Here is a 20065-nt window from a genome sequence, read left to right as displayed (position 1 = left end):
CGAGGAGCCGAGGCCCGACACCGCGTGCGTCCCCGACAACCGCCGGTGGGGCGGCGCCGGAGCCGAGCCGCTGCGTTGAGTTCGTCTCCGTGCGAACCTTTCGGCCGCGTAGTCCGTAGTACTACGTGCAAGACGGCCTCAATTCGGCATGATGCTACCATGGTCACTTAACCGGGCATCAACTGCGATTCCTTAAATTCGCTCGGGAATTTGATCCTTCTCGTGCCCGGGTACATTCATGGCTCAGCCGCGCTTTTCTCTTGCCCTGCGGATCTACGCGATCATCGGGCTGTCTTTCTGTGGACTCATCGGGCTCGCTGCGACGCAAAGCCAGAATCTCGCGACGGCCCTGAAGGATCAGCGGCAAAGCGAGCTCACCCATCTGACCGAGACCGCCCTCAGCATCGCGCGCGAGGAATACGATTCGATCGCGCGCGACAAGATCGCGCCCGAGGCCGCGCAGAAGAAGGCGGCGGAACGAATCGGCAAGCTGCGCTATGGCAGCGGTGACTACTTCTGGATCAACGACATGACCCCGAAGATGGTCATGCATCCGATCAAGCCGGAGCTCAACGGCCAGAACCTCGCAGACAACAAGGATCCGAACGGCAAGCGGCTGTTCATGGAGATGGTCGACGTCGTCAAGCGGCAGAAGGCCGGCGTGGTCGACTACATGTGGCCGAAGCCCGGCAAGGACGCGCCCCAGCCGAAGATGTCCTACGTCGCCGGCTTCGAGCCCTGGGGCTGGATCATCGGCACCGGCGTCTATGTCGACGATCTCGAAGCGCAGATGTGGGAGAGCAAGCGCGGCGTGTTCATTGCCGCAATGCTGGTGATGCTGATCATCGGATCGATCACCTTGATCATCGCGCGCCGGATGTCGTCGGGGCTGGCGTCCATGGGCGCCGCGCTGACCGAGCTCGGCCACGGCAATTTCGAGATCAAGCTGCCGGGCCTGACCCGCAGCGACGAGCTCGGCGACATGGCGCGCTCGATCGAGCAGTTCAGGCAGAAGACCGAGGAAAAGGCGCGGCAGACCGCCATGCTCGAGGATGAGCAGCGCCAGGTCGCCGAGCGGATCAAGAGCAAGGCGCTGCAGGAGATGGCGGAGGCGGTGGAGCAGGCCGCCAGCAGGGCCGTCGGCGAGGTCGCCGAGGGCACCGGCCAGATGGCCGGTAACGCCAAGTCGATGACCGACAGCGCCCTGACGCTGGAGCGCAACTCGAGCAGCGTCGCGGCGGCCGCCGAGCAGGCGCTCGCGACCACGCAGACGGTCGCCAAGGCCTCGTCGCAGCTCGCCGCATCGATCTCGCAGATTTCCAGCCAGGTGAACTCTTCGCGCGAGCTGACGCGCAAGGCCGTGGCGGCCTCGTCCGAGGCCCAGGCGACGATTGCGAAGTTGTCGGAAGCGGCCGACAAGGTCGGCGCCGTGACCAGCCTGATCAGCGAAATCGCCGGACAGACCAATTTGCTGGCGCTGAACGCGACCATCGAGGCCGCCCGGGCCGGCGACGCCGGCCGCGGCTTTGCCGTCGTCGCCTCCGAGGTCAAGTCACTGGCCGAGCAGACCGCAAAAGCGACCAGTGAGATCGCGCAGCAGATCGCCGAGATCCAGGACTCGACGCGAGCCTCGGTGAGCTCGATCGGCGCAATCGGAGAGGTCATCCGCAACGTCGAGGCGGTATCCTCCGGAATTGCGGACGCGATCCAGGCGCAGAACAGCGTAACCATCGAGATCTCGCGCACGGTCGAGGAGACCTCGGCCGCGGCCCGCGAGGTCGCCACTCAGATCGCCGAGGTGTCCCGCGAGGCCAGCGAGGCCGGCCGGCGCTCGACCGACATCCGCGACGGCTCGACCACTGTCGCCGAGAAGGTACAGCGGCTGCGCACCGAACTGGTCCGCGTGATCCGGACCTCCACGGCCGACGTCGACCGCCGGCTCTCGACCCGGCTCAACATCAATCGCCCGGGCACGCTGCAGGTGAACGGGGACCCCATCTCGGTCGTCGTTCGCAACCTGTCGCTCGGCGGCGCCCTGCTCGAATCCGTTCCGGTGCGCCTGTCGGTGAACACGTCGGTGACGCTCGCGATCGGTGGCATGGTGTCCGACCTGCCGGGCACGGTCACCCGCGTCGGCGACAGAACGGCGCTCGTGCAGTTCACGCTGAACCCCGAGCAGACGGCGCGACTGACGGCCCTGGTCTCCGACCGCCAGGCGGCGTAACGCGCGACCAGACCCGCGTCAGCGGAAATGGCAGGCGACGAGATGCCCCTCGTCGCTCGCCTTGAGCGGCGGCACTTCCTTGCTGCACACGTCCTTGGCGATCGGGCAGCGGGTGTGAAAATGGCAGCCCGACGGCGGATTGATCGGGCTCGGCACCTCGCCCTTGAGACGGACGCGCTTGCGCTTCACGCTCGGATCCGGGATCGGCACCGCCGACAGCAGCGCCTCGGTGTAGGGATGCTTCGGCGCCGAATAGAGCTGGCGTGACGGCGCGGTCTCGACGATGCGGCCGAGATACATCACCGCGACGCGGCGGCTGATGTGCTCAACCACCGAGAGGTCGTGCGCGACGAACAGATAGGCGATGCCGAACTTCTGCTGCAGATCCTCGAGCAGGTTGATGACCTGCGCCTGGATCGAGACGTCGAGCGCCGACACCGGCTCGTCGCAGATGATCAGCTTGGGCTCGACCGCGATCGCACGCGCAATGCCGATGCGCTGACGCTGGCCGCCGGAGAATTCGTGCGGATAGCGCGTCATGTGGTCGGCCTGCAGGCCGACGGTCTCGAGCAGATGGACGATGCGCGCTTCATATTGTTGTCGCGATGCCGCCAGCCCATGGATCGTCAGCGCCTCGCCGATGATGGCGCCGATCGTCATGCGCGGGTTGAGCGAGGCGTACGGATCCTGGAAGATGATCTGGATGTCGCGGCGCAGCGCGCGCAGGTTTTCGCCCGACAGCGCGATGACGTCCTTACCCTCGAACTTCAGCTCGCCCGAGCTCGGCTCGATCAGCCGGAGCACGCAGCGGCCGGTGGTCGACTTGCCGCAGCCGGACTCTCCGACCAGGCCGAAGGTTTCGCTCGGCTCGATGTGGAAGTTGACGCCGTCGACCGCGCGCACGCTCCCGACCTGGCGCTTCAGCAGCCCGCCGCGGATCGGAAACGCCTTGGTGAGGTTGCGCACCGTGAGCAGCGGCGCCGGCGCGGTGGAAGGGGCAATGGCAGCTTCGATCATCACAGCAACGTCTCTTCGGCGCGGATGCACGCCACCTTGTGGCCGGGCTCGATCTCGCGGAGCGGAGGCTGCGCGATCCTGCAATCGGGAATGGCGAAGCGGCAGCGCGAGGCGAAGCGGCACCCCTCCGGCGGATTGACCAGCTTCGGCACGCTGCCCGGGATGCTCTCCAGCCGGCTCTTCTTGACCGCTGCGAGATCGATGCGCGGGATCGAGCGGATCAGGCCCTGGGTGTAGGGATGGCGTGGATTGGCGAACAGGCGATCGACCGGCGCCTCCTCCGCCACCCGGCCCGCATACATCACGACGACACGCTGGGCGACCTCGGCGACCACACCCATGGCGTGGGTGATCAGCATGATCGACATGCCGAGCCGCTCTTTCATGTCGAGCAGCAGATCGAGGATCTGCGCCTGGATCGTCACGTCGAGCGCCGTGGTCGGCTCGTCGGCGATGAGGAGCTTGGGATTGCACGACAGCGCCATCGCGATCATCACCCGCTGGCGCATGCCGCCGGAGAAATGATGCGGATAATCGTTCACGCGGGCTTTCGGATTGGGGATCTGCACCAGCGCCAGCATCTCCGCCGCGCGATCCATCGCCGCCTTCTTGGACAGGCCCTGATGCAGCCGGATCACCTCGGCGATCTGGTCGCCGACCGTGTACACCGGATTGAGCGAGGTCATCGGCTCCTGGAACACGATCGCGATCTCGCTGGCGCGGATCTTGTTCATCTCCGACGAGCCCAGCGGCACCAGGTCGCGGCCCCGCCACAGGATCTGGCCCCCCGCGATGCGCCCGGGCGGCATCGCGATCAGCTTCAGCACCGACATCGCGGTCACGGTCTTGCCGGAGCCGGACTCGCCGACGACACACAGGGTCTCGCCGCTGCCGATCGAGATGTCGACGCCGTCGACGGCCTGAACCTGGCCCTCGTCGGTGTTGAAATAGGTCTTCAGCCCCTTGATCTCGAGGAGCGGAGCTACGCGCGCGTCCATCACATCACCTTCCGCGGATCGAGCGCATCGCGCAGGCCATCGCCGATGAAGTTGATCGCGATGACGGTGAGGAAGATCGCGCCGCCGGCGAACAGCGCCCAATGCGGCGCGATGTCGAGATAGTCCTTGGCGTCGAACAACAGCCGGCCCCAGGTTGGAATGTCCGGCGGGAAGCCGAGGCCGAGAAACGACAGCGTCGATTCCGCGATGATCGCGGCGGCGACGTCGATCGTGCCGGCGACGATGACCGGGCCGAGCGCATTCGGCAGGATGTGACGTGCGACGAGACGGAAATTGGAGGCGCCGAGCGCGCGCGCGGCTTCGACGAACTCCTTCTCGCGCAGCGACAGGAACTGCGCGCGCACCAGCCGCGCCACCGGCATCCAGCGGAAGCCGCCGATCACCAGCACGATCAGGACGAAGGTGCCGCCCTCCGGCCCGACCAGGCCCTTCAGCAGGTCGCGGAACAGATAGATCACGAGCAGCAGCAACGGCAGCTGCGGCAGCGACAGGAACAGGTCGGTCAGCCACATCAGCGCGGCATCGACCGGCCCCTTGGAGTTGCCGGCAATGGCCCCGATGACGACGCCGACGAACAGGCCGACCGCCATCGCCGCAAAGCCGACCGCGAGCGAGATGCGGCCGCCATAGATCATGCGGGCGAGAAGATCCTGGCCGAGATCATCGGTGCCGAACGGATGGTCCCATGACGGCGCCGCGAGCCGCGCGGTGAAATCGATCTCGTTGATCGGCACCCGCCAGATCCACGGGCCGACGACGATCGCGAGCGCCAGCAGCGCCAGCACGACGATGCTGACGGCCGCGAGGCGATGGCGCAGGAAGCGCCTGATGGCATCTCGTCCGGGCGAGAAGCGGCGTTTCTTCGAAGCCGGCGCGAGCGCCGTCTCAACGGAAGGAGATGCGTGGGTCAAGCCAGCCATACAGGATATCGGCGATGAGGTTGAACAGGACGACGAGGCAGGCGAACACGAAGGTCACCGCCATGATGACGGGCGTATCGTTGGCGAGGATCGCGCTGATCAGGAGCGAGCCGATGCCGGGAATGCGGAAGATCTGCTCGGTGACGATGGCGCCGCCGAACACCGTGGGCATCTGCAGCGCCACCAGCGTCACCACCGGGATCAGCGCATTGCGCACCACGTGCTTGACGATGACCTTGCTCTCGTCGAGCCCCTTGGAGCGCGCCGTCGTGACGTAATCGAGCTTGATGACGTCGAGCACGGCCGAACGCACGTAGCGCGTATACGACGCGGCCTGATAGAGGCCGAGCACGGTGACCGGCATCACCGCCTGCTTGAAGTTCTCCCACCACCACATCCAGCCCGTGGCCTGGATGTCGGCACGATAGACGAACGGCAGCCAGCCGAGATTGACGCTGAAGATCAGGATCAGCAGCAGGCCGGTGAAGAAGGTCGGCAGCGAGAAGCCGATGAAGGCGAAGGTGTTGGCGATCTGGTCGAAAATCGAATAGGGCCGCCGCGCCGCCAGCACGCCGACCGGGATCGCCACGATCAGCGCCAGCAGCTGCGCGGTGCCGACCACGTAGAGCGTGGCCGGGATGCGCTGCAGGATCAGGGTGTCGACGTTGACTCGGCTGGCGAACGAGAAGCCCCAATCGCCATGGATCATGGCGACCAGCCAGCGCACGTAGCGCACCATGATCGGATCATCCATGCCGAACTTGACGCGCAGGGCCTCGCGAACCTCCGGGGGAATGTTCGGGTTGCTCGCGAGCTCGCCGAACGGATCGCCCGGCGCTAGCGCAAGCAGCACGAACAGAATGAGGCTGATGCCGAGCAGGCTCGGCACGGCGACGATGAGGCGCCTGAGAAGGTAGTTTCCCATCGCTCCACCTCTACGATGTCTGGCTGGTCATGCTGATGGCGCGATCAGGTCTCGCGATACCAGTTGGCAATCTGCCAGAGATCGTTGTCCCAGCCGCTCTTGTTCGCGACCATGCCGTTCTTCAGACCGATGCAGTTGCGGCGGTTGATCTCGGGCAGGATGTAGTTGTCCTGGACCACGAGATCGTTGAGCTTGATGAACAGCGCCGCACGCTTGACCGGATCGAGCTCGCTCGAGGCCTGCTTGTAGGTCTCGTCATACTCCTTGTTCCGCCAGCGCGAGATGTTGCGGCCCTGCCACTTGTTCTCCTTGGTCGAAACCTCCCACGAGGTGAACTGGTTCATGAAGAACTGTGGGTCGGCCTGCGGCATGGTGGTCTGGTACATCTCCATGTCGCAGTAGAAGTGCGGATAGGTGTCGGGGTTGGCCGGGTCGGAGGAGAAGAACACCGAAGCCACCACCGACTTCAGCTCGACCTCGATGCCGGCCTTCTGGAACGCCTGCTTGATGATCGCCTGGTTCTTCTGGCGCGGCGCGTTGATCGAGGTCTGGAACACCAGCTTGATCGGCTTGCCGTCCTTCTCGCGAATGCCGGACGAATTCTTCTTCCAGCCAGCCTCCTCCAGGATCTGGTTGGCCTTCTCGATCGAGAACTCGAACTTGTTGTTCGGCGAGCGGAAGCGCTCCGGGTTGTTGAGGAAGTTCGCGGTCGCAACGCCGGCGCGGCCATAGATGAACTTCTGCACCGAGGCGCGGTCGATCAGGAGGTTGATGGCCTTGCGCACCGCCGGGTCGGTGAAGAACGGATGCTTGGTCTTCACGCTGGAGCGCTCGCCGTCGACCTCGGTCCAGGGATCGGTGGTGTTGAGCGCGATGTACTCGATATGGCCGGTGACCGTGAGCTGCGCCCTGCCCTGTCCGCCGGCTTCCAGCTTGGTCAGGATCTCGTCCTCGACCTGCAGATTGTAGGCGTAGTCGTACTCGCCGGTCTGCAGCACCGCACGCGCCGCGGACACCGCGTCACCACCGCCCTTGACCTCGACCGTGTCGAAATACGGCCGGTTGGCCTGGTGATAATCGGGATTGCGCTTGGCGGCGATGGAATCGCCGGGCTTGAAGTCGACGTAGACGTAGGGGCCGGTTCCGACCGGCTTCAGGTTGGTCGGCGCCTCGCGCGACTTGGCGCCGATATAGTCGGCGAACAGATGCTTCGGAATGACCAGGCCGTAGGCAGCGACGAACGGATCGGCCCAGAACGGCGTCGGCTGCTTGAAGTTCAGCTTCACCGTGTAGTCGTCGATCTTGTCGATCGACTTGATGCCGCGATAGCTGCCGACGGACACTGCGGCGGTATCGGGATTGACCGAATATTCCCAGTTGAAGATGACGTCGTCGGCGGTGAACGGCTTGCCGTCATGCCATTTCACGCCCTGCTTCAGCTTCCAGGTGACGGAAAGACCGTCGGCGGCGAGCAGGCCGTTCTCCTTGCTCGGAATTTCGGCGGCAAGGATCGGCACCAGATTGCCGTCGGCATCCCAGCCGGCGAGCGGCTCGTAGAACAGCCGGCTCGCTTCCTGATCCTTGGTGCCGTTGGCGAAATGCGGGTTGAGCAAGGTCGGCGCCTGCCAGAACAGCAGCTTGAGCGGACCGCCGCCCCCGGCCTTGGTCGGCTTGTACGTGATCGGTTCGGCCGCCTGGACGACGCCGGAATGGGCGAGCATCGCGCCGGCCATCGGCGCGGTCAGTCCCACGGCAATCATCCGCTGCACAAATTCGCGCCGCGACAGGCGCCCTGTTTTGACATCAGCGATCTGGCTACGGAGGTCACGCTCGTTCATTCATCGACTCCAGTGTGGTGCTGATTGCCAAAAAAAGCGCCCCGCCAAACATCATCGCGGAGCTGCACAAAATTGGATCAGCCTTCGAAGCCAGTGTCAAAGCAGAATCCGGGCCAATTTCGTAATATGGAAGGGAATGTTTGTCGCACGCCGCAGTGCGGTAAAAGCTTGCTGCGAAGCATCCCCGGAAAATGGAACTGCTTCCGCCGTGACGGCCACGGCGGAGAGCGTCGTTTGGCCAGTTCCGAGCTTGCGCTCAGCTTTCCCGGTACCAGCTGGGTAGCTGCCAGAGATCGTTGTCCCAGCCCGAGGAATGCGTCTGCAGCCCCTTGCGGATGCCGCTGACGCGAGGGCGGTTGAGCTCCGGCAGCACGTGGCGACCCGCGCAGACCGTATCGTTGAGCTTGATGTAGAGCGCGGCGCGCTTCACCGGATCGAGCTCGCGCGTCAGCTCGTTGTAGAGATCGTCGAACTCCTTGCTCTGCCAGCGCGAGATGTTGCGGCCCTGCCATTTGTTGGCCTTGGTGGCGGCCTCCCACGACACGTACTGGCTCAGGAAGACCTGCGGCTCCGGCGACGCCATCGTCATCAGGTACATTTCCATGTCGCAGTAGAAATGGCTGTAAGTGTCGGGATTGGCGATGTCGCTGGAGAAGAACACCGACCCGACGACCGACTTCAGCTCCATCTCGATGCCGGCCTTCTGGCAGGCCTGCTTGATGATCGCCTGGTTCTTCTGCCGCGGGCCGTTGGTCGAGGTCTGGAACACGATCTTGAGCGGCTTGCCGTCCTTCTCGCGCACGCCGCTCGCGCCCTTTGTCCAGCCGGCGCTCTCAAGAATCTGATTGGCCTTCTCGATGTTGAACTCGAAGCTCGTGTTCTTCGAGCGATAGCGCTCGGGATTGTTGATGCAGTTCGCCGTGGCGATGCCTCCGCGGCCGTAGATGAACTTCTGGATCGAGGTGCGGTCGATCAGCAGGTTGATCGCCTCGCGCACGGCCGGATCCGAGAACAGCGGATGCCTGGTCTTGAGACTCGACCGCTCGCCGTCGACCTCGACATTGGGATCGGTGGCGTTGAGCAGGATGAATTCGAGATTGCCGGTCGGCACGATCTCGGCGACACCGGTGCCGCCGGCCTCCAGCTTGACCAGGATCTCGTCCTCGACCTGCAGATTCCACGCGTAGTCGAACTCGCCGGTCTGCAGCACCGCGCGCGCGGCCGATACCGCATCGCCGCCGCCCTTGATCTCCAACGTGTCGAAATACGGCCGGTTCGGCATGTGATAGTCGGGATTGAGCTTGCCCGTCAGCATGTCGCCGGGCTTGAAGTCGACGAACAGGTAGGCGCCGGTGCCGACCGGCTTGAGATTGTTCGGCGCCTCGCGCGACTTGGCGCCGATATAGTCGCCGAACAGATGCTTCGGAATGATCGCGCCACGCCCGCCGACGAACGGCGTGAACCATTGCGGTGTCGGCTGGCTGAACACGAGCCGGACGGTGTGGTCGTCGATCTTCTCGATCGTCTTGATGTCCTTGTAGTCGCCGATCGTGACCGCCGACGTCTCCGGGGTGCTGGCATATTTCCAGTTGAAGATCACGTCCTCGGCCGTGAAAGGCTGACCGTCATGCCATTTCACGCCGGGTTTGAGCTTCCAGACGACCCAGGTGCCGTCGGACGCGACGGTGCCGTTGGCGACGCTGGGAATCTCGGCCGCGAGCACCGGCACGAGATTGCCCTCGGCATCCCAGCCGGCCAATGGCTCGTAGAACGCGCGCGAGGATTCCTGGTCCTTGGCCCCGATCGCAAAATGCGGATTGAGCAGCGTCGGCGCCTGCCAGAACAGAATCCGCAGCGGTCCGCCGCCGCCGGCCTTGGTCGGCTTGTAGGGAAACGCCTGCGCGGCCATGGCGACCCCGGAATGCGCCAGCATCATTCCGGCCAGCGGCGCGGTCAGCCCGAGGGCAAGCATCCGCTGCACGAAGTCGCGGCGCGACAGCCGCCCCTCTTTGACCGCAGCGATCTCGCGGCGGAGGTTCTGTTCATTCATGGCCGTGTCTTTCTCCAAACCTTCGGCGACTATTTGAGCGGGCTGCCGTCGCCCCTTCAAGGCTCCGTATGGCCGCATGCGCGGCGGCCTCCAGCCGAAGGCACGATCCGGGCCAACGGCTGCGACACCGATTCAGCGCGGCGGCTTCAGCTTGCGGAAACGGACGCCCTTTCCATCGGGCAGCCGCGTGGCGACATAGCCCGCCGCGAGGCAGGCCTCGCGCTGCGGCATCTTCTCCTGCGGACTGCGCAGGCTGTCCCACCAGGAAGCTCGCTGCGCGGCGCGCGGCAGGCTGTCGCCGATCAGCTCCTCGATCTCATCGAGGCTGAGCACCAGCTCGGGACGGCTCTGCCGCTCCAGGTAATCGCGCAGGGCATCATAGTCGGGCAAGTTCAACTCCATCGGACAGGGCAGCCTCGGCGCGCCGCAACTCGCGACTGCAATCACTCGTTAACCTAACATGGGTTACTTCGGCGTATCCGTCAGGCTACGGACGGGACTCCACGGGGACGGGACGAGCCGATGCGCTGGAAACGCCGAACGGGCCAGGCCAAGCCGCCTTGGCGTCTCTCGGCGCGCACGCTGGTGACCTGCTCCATCTCGACCATCATCGGTTTCTCCGCCATCTGTGCCAGCGTCATGATCGACCTGCGCCGGGGCGAGGACGTCCGCGCCCGGCAGTCGCTGGACAATCTCGCCGCCGGCATCGGCGCCGACATCAGCCGCAACATCGAGCTGTACGATCTCTCCTTGCGCGCGGTCGCCGGCAACCTGTTGCTGCCCGAAATCAAGCAGGTCAGCAAGCCGATCCGCCACCTGATCCTGTTCGATCGGGCTTCCACCGCGAGGAATTTCGGCGCCATCCAGGTGTTCGACGCCGCGGGACGGCTCACCATCGACTCGGCGAGCCTCGATCCTCTGCCCGAGGACCGCAGCGATGCCGAATTCTTCCAGGTGCATCGCGATCGCGCCGACATCGGCCTCTTTGTCAGCCGGCCCGCGGAGCGTGGCGGCCAATATTTCATCGTGCTCAGCCGCCGCGTCTCCGCGCCCGACGGCGGCTTCGCCGGCGTCGTCGCCGGCTCGATCCGCCTCGGCTATTTCCGCGACCTGTTCAGCCGGCTCTCGCTTTCGCCCGGCGTCGGCATCACCGTGTTCGGGCGCGACGGTACCATCATCGTCACCGCGCCGTTCGATGCCGCTGCGATCGGCCGCAATCTGGCACGGGCGCCGGAGGTGACCCGCGCTCTCACCGAGCCGAGCGGCTGGTCGAGCACCGGCGCGCTGGACGACCAGTCGCGGCTGCTGATCTGGCACAACGGCAACGATCCGCTGGTAGTGGTCGCCAGCCGGACCTGGGACAGCGTCTATGCGGTCTGGCGCAACGAGGCCGCGCAGATTGGCGCGATGATGCTGGCGCTCATCGTGTTCGTGCTCGCCGCAACGCAAGTCGCCGCGCGCGAGATCCAGCTGCGCACCAAGGTCGAGTCGAGCCTCGAACGGCTGGCCACCACCGATCCACTGACCGGCCTGAAGAACCGTCGCAAGTTCGACGAGACGATCGAGATCGAGTGGCGGCGCGCGCAGCGGGCGCAGGCCCCGCTGGCGCTGCTGATGATCGATGCCGATCATTTCAAGAGCTACAACGATACCCATGGGCACCAGGCGGGCGACCAGGTGCTGGTCGGGATCGCCGTCTGCATTTCGGATTCGGTGCGGAGGGCCGGCGACTGCGCGGCGCGCTATGGCGGCGAGGAGTTCGCGGTGCTCCTGCCGGGGACCGCGGAGACCGACGCGCTGCACGTGGCGGAGACGATCCGCACCAAGGTCGCGCTCTGGGCGGGAGAGACGGCCAACACCTCGATCAGCATCGGCGTCGCCAGCATCACGCCATCGCGCGAGACCGATTGGTCCGGCCTGTTGAATGCCGCCGACAGGGCGCTCTACATGGCCAAGGCGGCGGGCCGCAATTGCTGCGCCACCGCGGCGGTACAGCGGCCGCTCCGCTCAGTCGTGCTGGCGGCGTGACGCCGCCAGCCGCACCCGTCTTGCGATCAGCTCTTGGCCTCGAGGTACTTCTTCATGTCGGCGCGCAATCCGTCGCGCAGATCGGCGCGCGCCATGGCGAAGGCGATGTTGGCCTTCAGGAAGCCGGACTTCGAGCCGCAATCATGCCGCTCGCCGTCGAAATCCACGCCGTAGAACTTCTGCGTCTTCGACAGCCCGATCATCGCGTCGGTCAGCTGGATCTCGCCGCCGGCACCGCGCTCCTGCGTCGCCAGGATCTGGAAGATCTCCGGCTGCAAAATATAGCGCCCGGTGATCGAGAAGTTCGACGGCGCGGTGCCCTTGGCCGGCTTCTCGACCATGCCGTCGACCTCGAAGATCTTGCCGTCACGCGGGCCTACGCCGCAGATGCCGTATTGATGGGTCTGGTCCGCAGGCACCTCCTGCACCGCGAGCACGTTGCTCTTCTCGGGCAGCTTGCTGGCCGCAGCGATCATCTGCGCCAAGCAACCCGGCGCGTTCAGCACCAGCTCGTCCGGCAGCACCACCGCGAACGGCTCGTCGCCGACGATATCGCGCGCGCACCACACGGCGTGGCCGAGGCCGAGCGGCGCCTGCTGGCGGGTGAAGCTGACCGCGCCGGCCTCCGGCTGGTCGCGCGCCAGGATCTCGATCTCGGTCTTCTTGCCGCGCGCCGCGAGCGTCGCGTCGAGCTCGTACATGCGATCGAAATGGTCCTCGATCGCGGTCTTGTTGCGCCCGGTGACGAACACGAAGTGCTCGATACCGGCCTCCTTGGCTTCATCGAAGACGTATTGGATGAGCGGCTTGTCGACGATCGTCAGCATCTCCTTCGGCATCGCCTTGGTGGCGGGAAGGACGCGGGTGCCGAGACCGGCGACCGGAAAAACGGCTTTGCGGATCTTCATGGGGATGACTAGACCTTGTGGCGATATGAATGCGAAATCGATCGCATTTTAGGTAGCTCGTTTGCAGCCGAGAACAAAGGCGGATGTTGGTCCAGTGTTCCGCGCGAGGCGGATCGAAAGGCTAAATTTCGCTGCGGAAATCGTCTACCTTGTTAATCTCCCGTTAAGCAGGACCGGGCCTCGTGGAGGCCGATCTTCCACGCGATCTGGATCGAGACATGATGCGACGGAACGTGATGCTGACAGCTCTGAAGGCCGGTGCCGGGGCGGCAGTTCTGGCCACGGCGTTGACGGTGGTGTCCGGTTCCGCATTGGCGCAATCCGGCAATCCGCTGAACTTCCTGGACGGCCTGTTCACGGGGACCCTGACCAAGGGAAATCCAAGCCCAAGCCAGCCCGCGCAGGCTCCCTCCCCGGGCGGCCCGCAACCCTGGAGCGGCGAGGACGGCGCCTCCGGCCATCCGCTGATGACCGCGGCTGCGATTCGCGAGGCGGCGGGCAATTTCGATGCGTGCGTCGCCGGGATGTGGCCAGATGCCGCACGCCGCAACGTCACCCAGGACAATTTCCAGCGCTTCACCGCCGGCCTGTCGCCGGACCTGCGCATCATGGACCTGATGGACGCGCAGCCGGAATTCACCAAATCGATCTGGGATTATCTCGACATTCTGGTGAACGACAATCGCATGGCCAAGGGCCGCGAGGTGCTGGCGAAGTACAAGCCGCAGTTCGATGCGGTCGAACGCACCTATGGCGTCGACCGCTACATCATCGCCGCGATCTGGGGCATCGAGTCCAACTACTCGACCCAGATCGGTGACCGCAGCGTGCTGCAGTCGACTGCGACGCTCGCCTGCATCGGTCGCCGCCAGGCCTATTTCAAGGACGAGTTCCTGTCGGCGCTGGAGATCCTCAACCGCGGCGATCTCAGGCCCGAGCAGCTCCGCGGCTCTTGGGCAGGGGCCTTCGGCCCGACCCAGTTCATGCCCACCGCTTTCAAGCGCTTCGCCGTGGATGCCGACGGTGACGGGCGCCGCGACGTCGTCGACAACCCCGCCGACCTGATCGCCTCGACCGCCAACAACCTCAAGAAGGACGGCTGGCAGAGCGGCCAGAGCTGGGGCTACGAGGTCGTGGTGCCGCAGGGCTTCAACTACATGCTGGCCGACCGCGCCAAGAGCATGAGCTTCGGCCAATGGCAGCAGCTGGGGCTGCGCCGCGCCGACGGCCAGCCGTTCCCCGCCACGACCGAGAAGGCCTATCTGCTGGCGCCAGCGGGCGCCCAGGGACCCGGGTTCCTGATGCTGCAGAACTTTCGCGTCATCATGAAATACAATCCCGCCGAGGCCTATGCGCTGGCGATCGGGCATTTCGCCGACCGTCTGCGCGGCGCGCCGCCGTTCGTGCAGGCCTGGCCGCGCGAGGAGCGCACACTGTCGCGCGCCGAGCGGCTGGAGCTGCAGCAGCTGCTGGCCCAGCGCGGGTTTTACCGCGGTACGCCTGACGGCCAGTTCGGCGGCCAGACCCGCGAGGCATTACGGAGCTTCCAGGCCTCGATCGGGGCGCCGGCGGACGGTTTTGCCACCTCCGACGTGCTGGAACGGCTGCGCGGACGCTGATCTGCCCCGATCGGCCCGCTCCGGTAACCTTTTGGGGCGATTGCCAGGAGACATCAACACCATCCGGTGAATGCCCGTTTGCGGCCTGATTCGGGTCCTATTATATGGTTGGTCACGGTTTCGCCGCACAGCAGGTGCGGACGGGTGCGCATGTCAAAGCTGAAGTCCATCCTCAAGCTGTTGAACGAGCCCGGCCCGGCGGTCGTGCTGGCGGTCGTGATCGCCATGCTGGTCGGGATCACCGGCCCGGCCTCGGCCCAGTTCTTCAATTTCAACCCGTTCTCCTCACCCCGTCCGGCTCCGCGCGGCGGCGGCGGTGGCGGAGGCTGGTTCGGCGGCGATTTCTTCTCGCCATACCAGCCGCAGCAGCCGAAGAAGGTCACCCAGGACTACTCCAAGGCGCCGCCGCCGGAGAAGCGCGACAATGCCAGCGCACCGGACCGCAATGTGTTGGTGCTCGGCGACGGCATGGCCGACTGGCTCGCCTACGGCCTCGAGGACGCCTATTCCGAGCAACCGGACATGGGCGTCACCCGGCGGATCAGGACCACTTCCGGTCTCATCAAGTACCAGCCCAAGGGCGAGCCGGCCGACTGGGCCGCCGCCGCCAAGGGCATCCTGGCCACCGAGCGCGCCGACGCGATCGTGATCATGCTGGGGCTCAACGATCGGATCTCGATCCGCGAGCCGGCCGTCGAGAAGACCGACGACAAGAAGGCGGACAAGGCCAAGAAGGACGCCAAGGCCAAGCCCGGCGAGCCGAAGCCGGGAGATGCCAAGCCAGGAGAGGCCAAATCTGGAGAGGCCAAGTCTGGAGAGACGAAGGCTGGCGACGCCAAACCAGGCGACCCCAAGGCCGGAGATGCCAAGCCCGACGCGAGGACGGACACCGCCGCCAAGCCGGACAGTGAGCTGCCGCAGGACGAGGTCGACAACGACGCTCCCGCGGTCGCAGCGCCGGAGAGGACCGCGCGCGCACCGGGCGGCCTCACCGAATTTCGCGACGAGCGCTGGGTCGAGCTCTACACCAAGAAGATCGAGGAGCTGATCGCGGTCGCCAAGACCAAGGGCGTCCCGGTGCTGTGGGTCGGGCTGCCCGCCGTGCGCGGCCCCAAGGGCACGGCCGATACGCTGTTCCTGGATTCACTTTATCGCGACGTCGCCGGCAAGACCGGCATCACCTATGTCGACGTCTGGGACGGCTTCGTCGACGAGGCCGGCCGCTTCCTGCACAAGGGCCCGGATTTCGAAGGTCAGATCCGCCAGCTGCGCTCCTATGACGGCGTCTATTTCACCAAGCCCGGCGCACGCAAACTGGCGCATTATGCCGAACGCGAGATCAACCGGCTGCTCGCGGCCCGCTCCACGCCGCTGGAGCTGCCGAATGAGCCGGCCACGCCGGACGCCAATGCGGTCCCCGGCCAGCCCGCGCCGCGCCCGATGGCGGGGCCAATCCTGCCGCTGGTGGCCTCGTCGGTGGGCACCGATCAACTGCTCGGCGGCCCCGGCTCCCGCCCCGCGGCGGTCGACGCATTGGCCTCGCGAACGTTGGTCAAGGGCGAGGCGCTGAGCCCGCCAGCCGGACGCGCCGACGATTTCGCCTGGCCACGCCGCGAGGTCGGCCGCGAACAGGCCAAGGAGCCGCCGAAGGAGCTTGCCAAGCCGGATACGCCGGTCGCGTCGACGTCACCGGCCGAGGCCAATCCGGCAGCCTCTGGCCAGCTTCCGCTGCAGCAGCGACCGAAGCGGTTGACGACGCCGGCTGCACCTGGGCAAGCAGCGCCCAGTCAGGCGCAACAGCCGAATCCCAATGGACAGGCGAACCAGAACGGCCGGGGTTTCCAGGAGTTCTTCGGCTTCGGCGCGCCGCAACAACAGCCGGCGCCGCCACCGAGGCCGCCGGCCGCCCGCAATCCCAACGGCCCGCCGCGGCCGCCGGCAGCCGTGGGCCGTTCGGCGGCGGCGCTCGACGGGCCCATCCGCTGATCGCGGACGCAGCAGGATTGGTCAACGATCAGACCGTGACGCGACTCGATGCCTCAAATGACAAACCGGCCCGCATTCGGAGGAATGCGGGCCGGTTTTCGATTCAGTCAGTCGTCGTTCGCGCGAGATCTCAGTAGCGCCAGCGCTGCGGCTGCGGCCGGCTCGACGGGCGCATCAGCATGGCGAGCATGAAACCGATGCCTCCGGCGACCAGCAGCGCCCCCATCGGATTGTCCTGAACCCGCTTGGTCAGCGCCTGGGTGCCGTCACGCAGCGTGTCGGTGCTGCTGCCGAACGTGTCCTTGGCGTAGTCCATGGCCGCATCGCCGGCATCGCGCGCGGCGTCCTTGGCCTGGCCGTAGAGATTCTGCACGACACCCGACGCCTCGCGCGCACGCCCTGACGCCTGGGTGCTCTTGTCGCCGGTCATCTCACCGATGCTGCCTTCGACCTTGCCTGCGACATCCTTCGCCGTTCCGGTCAAACGATCCGTATCCATCGCCGCTTCTCCTTGTCTCGCGTTGCGGGCTTTCCGCTGTGCTAACCAGCAGGGACGAGGACGGTTCCGGCCGACTACAAAATCAGGCCGCCGTCGACGACGATGGTCTGACCGATGATGTAGGACGACAGCGGCGAGGCGAGGAACAATGCAGCGCCCGCCATGTCCTGCGGCGTGCCCAGCCGCCTCAGTGGAATGCGCTGCAGGGCGCCTTCCAGGCGCTGCGGATTGGCGGTCGTCACCTTCGTCATCTTGGTATCGACGAGACCCGGCGCGATGCCGTTGACGCGGATGCCGTCCGCGGCCCACGCCTCGGCCAACGTCCGTGTCAGCCCGACTGCACCGGTCTTGGACGCGTTGTAGGCCGGATTGCCCATGGTCGAATGAAAGGCCGCAGTCGACGACACGATGATCAGCGCGCCCTTGGCATCGCGCAGCAGACTGTGAAACTTCGTCGCACAGGCCATCAGGCTGATGAGATTGACCTCCATCACCTTGCGGAAGCCATCCATCGCGAACTCGCCGCGCCGGTACAGCACCGCGCCCTGTGCCAGCACCAGCACGTCGAGCCGCCCGAAGCGCGGCGCGAACGCCTCGATCGCGGCGGCATTGCTGACATCGAGCTGCTGGTAGTCCAGCCCGTCGAGATCGGAGCCTTCGTCAGCCGCATAGTCCGCCGCGCTGGCGCGCGTGCCGCAGACCGCGACATCGGCGCCCTGCTGTCGAAACGCCTGCGCGATGCCGTTACCGATGCCGCTGGAGCCGCCGACCACCAGCACCTGCCGTCCCGAGAAATCGAGCGCGTTCATCTCCCTGGCCCTTGTCTTGTTGTTTGTTCGACCTGTGTGGAGAGCACCGGCCGCGCTGTCAACGCCCGCGGCCTCACTTCGCCGGCGTCAGCCGCTTGAGCCGGCCGGGCGAGTCGTCCTCGATGATCCAGACCGCGCCGTCGGGCGCGACCGCAACGTCGCGGATGCGCTCGCCCATGTCCCAGCGCTCGGCCTCGTCCGGCTGGCCGTCCCCACGGAACGCCACACGCACTAGCGCGTGCGCCCTGAGCCCCCCGATCAGCGCCGATCCCTTCCATTGCGGGAACAAGGCGCCATCGTAGAAGGCGAGGCCCGCGGGCGCGATCACCGGATCCCAATAGAGCGGCGGCGCCGTGAGATCCGGCCGTGTCGCATGACGCGGGATCGGCGTGCCGTCGTAATTGTCGCCGTTCGAGACCAGCGGCCAGCCATAGTTCTTTCCCGGTTCGATCAGGTTCAGCTCGTCGCCGCCGCGCGGGCCCATCTCGTGCAGCCAGAGCCGGCCGTCCGGGGCGAAGGCAAGGCCGTAGGGATTGCGATGGCCCGTGGTCCATGTCTGGGCCCGCACACCCTTGTCCTCGGCCATCGGATTGTCCGAGGGCGTCGCGCCATCGAGATTGAGCCTGAGCACCTTGCCGCGGGCCTGGCGTGGATCCTGGGCGCTGGTCGGCTGCATGCGGTCGCCGACGGTCAGGAACAGATGTGTTCCGGCTGGATCGAAAGCGATGATGCCGCCGGGCTGACCGCCGCCGCCCGCCGGCGTCTGCCGCCAGATGACCGTTGGCTCGCTCAGCATGGCGCGATCGTTGGCCAGCGACAGAACGGCACGGGTGAGCACGAGGCGGCTGCCCTCGGTGCTCGGCTCGGTATAGCTGATATAGACCTGCGACGTCGTCGCGAAGGTCGGTGAGATCGCGATGTCCAACAGGCCGTTCTGCCCGCGTGCGGCTACCGCCGGCACGTTGCCGATTTCGGTCTTCTGCCCGCTCTGAGTCACAATGTAGATCCGGCCGGGCTTCTCAGTGATCAGCATCCGGCCATCGGGCAGGAAGGCGATGGCCCAGGGCGTGTCGAATTCAGCCACGGTCTGCGCGTTGAAGGGCTGCACCGCGCTGACCCTTCGGCCGCCGGCATTGATGCCGTCCGCCTGCGCGACATCGGCAGCAAGCCATCCCAGTGCCAGAGCCAGGCCGATGACTGTCTTGAGCGCCATGATCACTCCAATTCGTTGATCCCTGTCGTGAGGCAACGCGCATGCGGCCATGTCAGATCGGTGCTGACCAAATGCGTCCGATCAGTGATAATCCCGAAGGCGCCGATGCGATGCGCATTTTTCCGTGAGCCGCAAATATGCAGGACCACAAGCAGCTCAGCCGCTCCGTCCAGGGATTGAACGTCCTGATCACGGGTGCGGCATCCGGGATGGGCCGCGCGACCGCGCGCGTGTTCGCCGATGACGGGGCGCGGGTCGCCGTCACCGACATCGACGCGGACGGCGCGCGCGCCGTGGCGAGGGCCATCGCGGCGGCGGGCGGAACGGCGCGCGCCTGGCAGCTCGACCTGACCGATCGCGACGCCATCACGGCCGTTATCAACGAGACCGCGGCACATTTCGACGGGCTCGACATCGTCGTCAACAATGCCGGCATCTCGGTGCGCGTCGCGATTGACGACGCCAGCTATGACGACGCCTGGGCCAAGAGTCTTTCCGTGATGCTCACGGCGCAGCAGCGCGTCATCCGCGCCGCGCTGCCGCACCTGCGTCGGTCGCGATGCCCGCGCATCGTCAATATCGCTTCGACCGAGGCGCTCGGCGCGACCGCGCTGCACAGCGCCTATTCCGCCGCCAAGGCGGGCGTCACCGGATTGACGCGCTCGCTCGCGGTCGAGCTCGGCCGCGACGGCATCACCGTCAACTGCATCTGCCCGGGGCCGATCAAGACCGCGATGACCGCGCGCATTCCCGACGAGCAGAAGGCCACCTATGCGAGACGCCGCACCGCGCTCGGACGCTACGGCGATCCCGAGGAGGTGGCGCACATGACGCTGAGCCTGTGCCTGCCGGCGGCCTCGTTCATCACCGGCGCCGTCATTCCGGTCGACGGCGGGCTGATGGCCCGCAACGCCTGACGTCTGACGGGCCGGCATGACAGCCGTGCGCGAGGTCGCCCGGCGCACGAATTGACTTCACGCATCGCCGGCGTAGCCTTGCACCGGAAGCGG

Annotated in this window: 16 protein-coding genes; 5 read left to right on the top strand and 11 right to left on the bottom strand. The window is 66.0% G+C overall.

Features of this window, described 5'->3' with window-relative positions:
* Positions 1–238: 238 nt before the first annotated feature.
* Positions 239–2224, top strand: a complete 1986-nt coding sequence (locus tag HL666_RS24880) for a cache domain-containing protein (RefSeq protein WP_172110022.1) — start codon at positions 239–241, stop codon at positions 2222–2224.
* An 18-nt stretch (positions 2225–2242) separates the two neighbouring features.
* Here the strand turns inward: HL666_RS24880 and HL666_RS24875 are convergent, their stop codons facing one another.
* The 7 genes from HL666_RS24875 to HL666_RS24845 all read right to left on the bottom strand — a co-directional run bounded on the left by HL666_RS24875 (position 2243) and on the right by HL666_RS24845 (position 10383).
* Positions 2243–3241 (bottom strand): ABC transporter ATP-binding protein, encoded by a 999-nt coding sequence (locus HL666_RS24875; RefSeq protein WP_172110023.1) that lies wholly within the window; start codon positions 3239–3241, stop codon positions 2243–2245.
* Complete coding sequence (locus HL666_RS24870; protein ID WP_210262101.1) at positions 3241–4239, bottom strand: ABC transporter ATP-binding protein; 999 nt, start codon at positions 4237–4239, stop codon at positions 3241–3243. The genes HL666_RS24875 and HL666_RS24870 overlap by 1 nt, the downstream gene beginning before the upstream one ends.
* Positions 4239–5180, bottom strand: a complete 942-nt coding sequence (locus HL666_RS24865; protein ID WP_172134420.1) for an ABC transporter permease — start codon at positions 5178–5180, stop codon at positions 4239–4241. The genes HL666_RS24870 and HL666_RS24865 overlap by 1 nt, the downstream gene beginning before the upstream one ends.
* Positions 5146–6105, bottom strand: a complete 960-nt coding sequence (locus HL666_RS24860; protein WP_172184125.1) for an ABC transporter permease — start codon at positions 6103–6105, stop codon at positions 5146–5148. The genes HL666_RS24865 and HL666_RS24860 overlap by 35 nt, the downstream gene beginning before the upstream one ends.
* Positions 6106–6149: 44 nt before the next feature.
* Positions 6150–7943 (bottom strand): peptide ABC transporter substrate-binding protein, encoded by a 1794-nt coding sequence (locus HL666_RS24855; RefSeq protein WP_172110027.1) that lies wholly within the window; start codon positions 7941–7943, stop codon positions 6150–6152.
* Between the two features lie 256 nt (positions 7944–8199).
* On the bottom strand, positions 8200–9993 hold the full coding sequence (locus HL666_RS24850) for a peptide ABC transporter substrate-binding protein (RefSeq protein WP_172184123.1): 1794 nt from the start codon (positions 9991–9993) through the stop codon (positions 8200–8202).
* 132 nt (positions 9994–10125) lie between these two features.
* Positions 10126–10383, bottom strand: a complete 258-nt coding sequence (locus tag HL666_RS24845; RefSeq protein WP_172110029.1) for a DUF7662 domain-containing protein — start codon at positions 10381–10383, stop codon at positions 10126–10128.
* Positions 10384–10515: 132 nt separating this feature from the next.
* Here HL666_RS24845 and HL666_RS24840 point away from each other — a divergent pair, with 132 nt between their 5' ends.
* The gene (locus HL666_RS24840; protein WP_172184121.1) at positions 10516–12021 is read left to right on the top strand and encodes a GGDEF domain-containing protein; all 1506 of its coding nucleotides are present in this window, start codon (positions 10516–10518) and stop codon (positions 12019–12021) included.
* Positions 12022–12047: 26 nt separating this feature from the next.
* Here the strand turns inward: HL666_RS24840 and galU are convergent, their stop codons facing one another.
* Positions 12048–12929, bottom strand: a complete 882-nt coding sequence (gene galU, locus HL666_RS24835; protein ID WP_172110031.1) for a UTP--glucose-1-phosphate uridylyltransferase GalU — start codon at positions 12927–12929, stop codon at positions 12048–12050.
* A gap of 218 nt (positions 12930–13147) precedes the next feature.
* Between galU and HL666_RS24830 the strand changes: the two genes are divergently transcribed.
* On the top strand, positions 13148–14548 hold the full coding sequence (locus HL666_RS24830) for a lytic murein transglycosylase (protein ID WP_172184119.1): 1401 nt from the start codon (positions 13148–13150) through the stop codon (positions 14546–14548).
* 150 nt (positions 14549–14698) lie between these two features.
* A complete protein-coding gene (locus HL666_RS24825; protein WP_172184117.1) occupies positions 14699–16534 on the top strand; it encodes an SGNH/GDSL hydrolase family protein in 1836 nt (611 codons plus the stop codon).
* Between the two features lie 130 nt (positions 16535–16664).
* Here HL666_RS24825 and HL666_RS24820 read toward each other — a convergent pair whose 3' ends face one another.
* The 3 genes from HL666_RS24820 to HL666_RS24810 form a co-directional block, all read right to left on the bottom strand.
* A complete protein-coding gene (locus HL666_RS24820; RefSeq protein ID WP_172110034.1) occupies positions 16665–17033 on the bottom strand; it encodes a CsbD family protein in 369 nt (122 codons plus the stop codon).
* Between the two features lie 74 nt (positions 17034–17107).
* Positions 17108–17842, bottom strand: a complete 735-nt coding sequence (locus tag HL666_RS24815) for an SDR family NAD(P)-dependent oxidoreductase (protein ID WP_172184115.1) — start codon at positions 17840–17842, stop codon at positions 17108–17110.
* Positions 17843–17915: 73 nt separating this feature from the next.
* Complete coding sequence (locus tag HL666_RS24810) at positions 17916–19055, bottom strand: PQQ-dependent sugar dehydrogenase (RefSeq protein WP_172110036.1); 1140 nt, start codon at positions 19053–19055, stop codon at positions 17916–17918.
* Between the two features lie 137 nt (positions 19056–19192).
* On the opposite strand from HL666_RS24810, the gene HL666_RS24805 reads away from it, so the two are divergent.
* The gene (locus HL666_RS24805; RefSeq protein ID WP_172110037.1) at positions 19193–19972 is read left to right on the top strand and encodes an SDR family NAD(P)-dependent oxidoreductase; all 780 of its coding nucleotides are present in this window, start codon (positions 19193–19195) and stop codon (positions 19970–19972) included.
* Positions 19973–20065 lie beyond the last annotated feature (93 nt).

The organism is Bradyrhizobium aeschynomenes, from assembly GCF_013178945.1.
In the GTDB taxonomy this organism is placed as follows: Bacteria; Pseudomonadota; Alphaproteobacteria; order Rhizobiales; family Xanthobacteraceae; genus Bradyrhizobium; species Bradyrhizobium aeschynomenes.
This window is presented reverse-complemented; position numbering and strand designations above follow the sequence as displayed.

Bases quoted from the DNA above. Each gene is read 5' to 3' on its own strand.
- HL666_RS24840 (WP_172184121.1), top strand. From the start codon at position 10,516: ATGCGCTGGAAACGCCGAACGGGCCAGGCCAAGCCGCCTTGGCGTCTC.
- HL666_RS24865 (WP_172134420.1), bottom strand. From the start codon at position 5,180: ATGGCTGGCTTGACCCACGCATCTCCTTCCGTTGAGACGGCGCTCGCG.
- HL666_RS24875 (WP_172110023.1), bottom strand. From the start codon at position 3,241: ATGATCGAAGCTGCCATTGCCCCTTCCACCGCGCCGGCGCCGCTGCTC.
- HL666_RS24805 (WP_172110037.1), top strand. From the start codon at position 19,193: ATGCAGGACCACAAGCAGCTCAGCCGCTCCGTCCAGGGATTGAACGTC.
- HL666_RS24850 (WP_172184123.1), bottom strand. From the start codon at position 9,993: ATGAATGAACAGAACCTCCGCCGCGAGATCGCTGCGGTCAAAGAGGGG.
- galU (WP_172110031.1), bottom strand. From the start codon at position 12,929: ATGAAGATCCGCAAAGCCGTTTTTCCGGTCGCCGGTCTCGGCACCCGC.
- HL666_RS24870 (WP_210262101.1), bottom strand. From the start codon at position 4,239: ATGGACGCGCGCGTAGCTCCGCTCCTCGAGATCAAGGGGCTGAAGACC.
- HL666_RS24810 (WP_172110036.1), bottom strand. From the start codon at position 19,055: ATGGCGCTCAAGACAGTCATCGGCCTGGCTCTGGCACTGGGATGGCTT.
- HL666_RS24855 (WP_172110027.1), bottom strand. From the start codon at position 7,943: ATGAACGAGCGTGACCTCCGTAGCCAGATCGCTGATGTCAAAACAGGG.
- HL666_RS24820 (WP_172110034.1), bottom strand. From the start codon at position 17,033: ATGGATACGGATCGTTTGACCGGAACGGCGAAGGATGTCGCAGGCAAG.
- HL666_RS24860 (WP_172184125.1), bottom strand. From the start codon at position 6,105: ATGGGAAACTACCTTCTCAGGCGCCTCATCGTCGCCGTGCCGAGCCTG.
- HL666_RS24815 (WP_172184115.1), bottom strand. From the start codon at position 17,842: ATGAACGCGCTCGATTTCTCGGGACGGCAGGTGCTGGTGGTCGGCGGC.
- HL666_RS24880 (WP_172110022.1), top strand. From the start codon at position 239: ATGGCTCAGCCGCGCTTTTCTCTTGCCCTGCGGATCTACGCGATCATC.
- HL666_RS24825 (WP_172184117.1), top strand. From the start codon at position 14,699: ATGTCAAAGCTGAAGTCCATCCTCAAGCTGTTGAACGAGCCCGGCCCG.
- HL666_RS24830 (WP_172184119.1), top strand. From the start codon at position 13,148: ATGATGCGACGGAACGTGATGCTGACAGCTCTGAAGGCCGGTGCCGGG.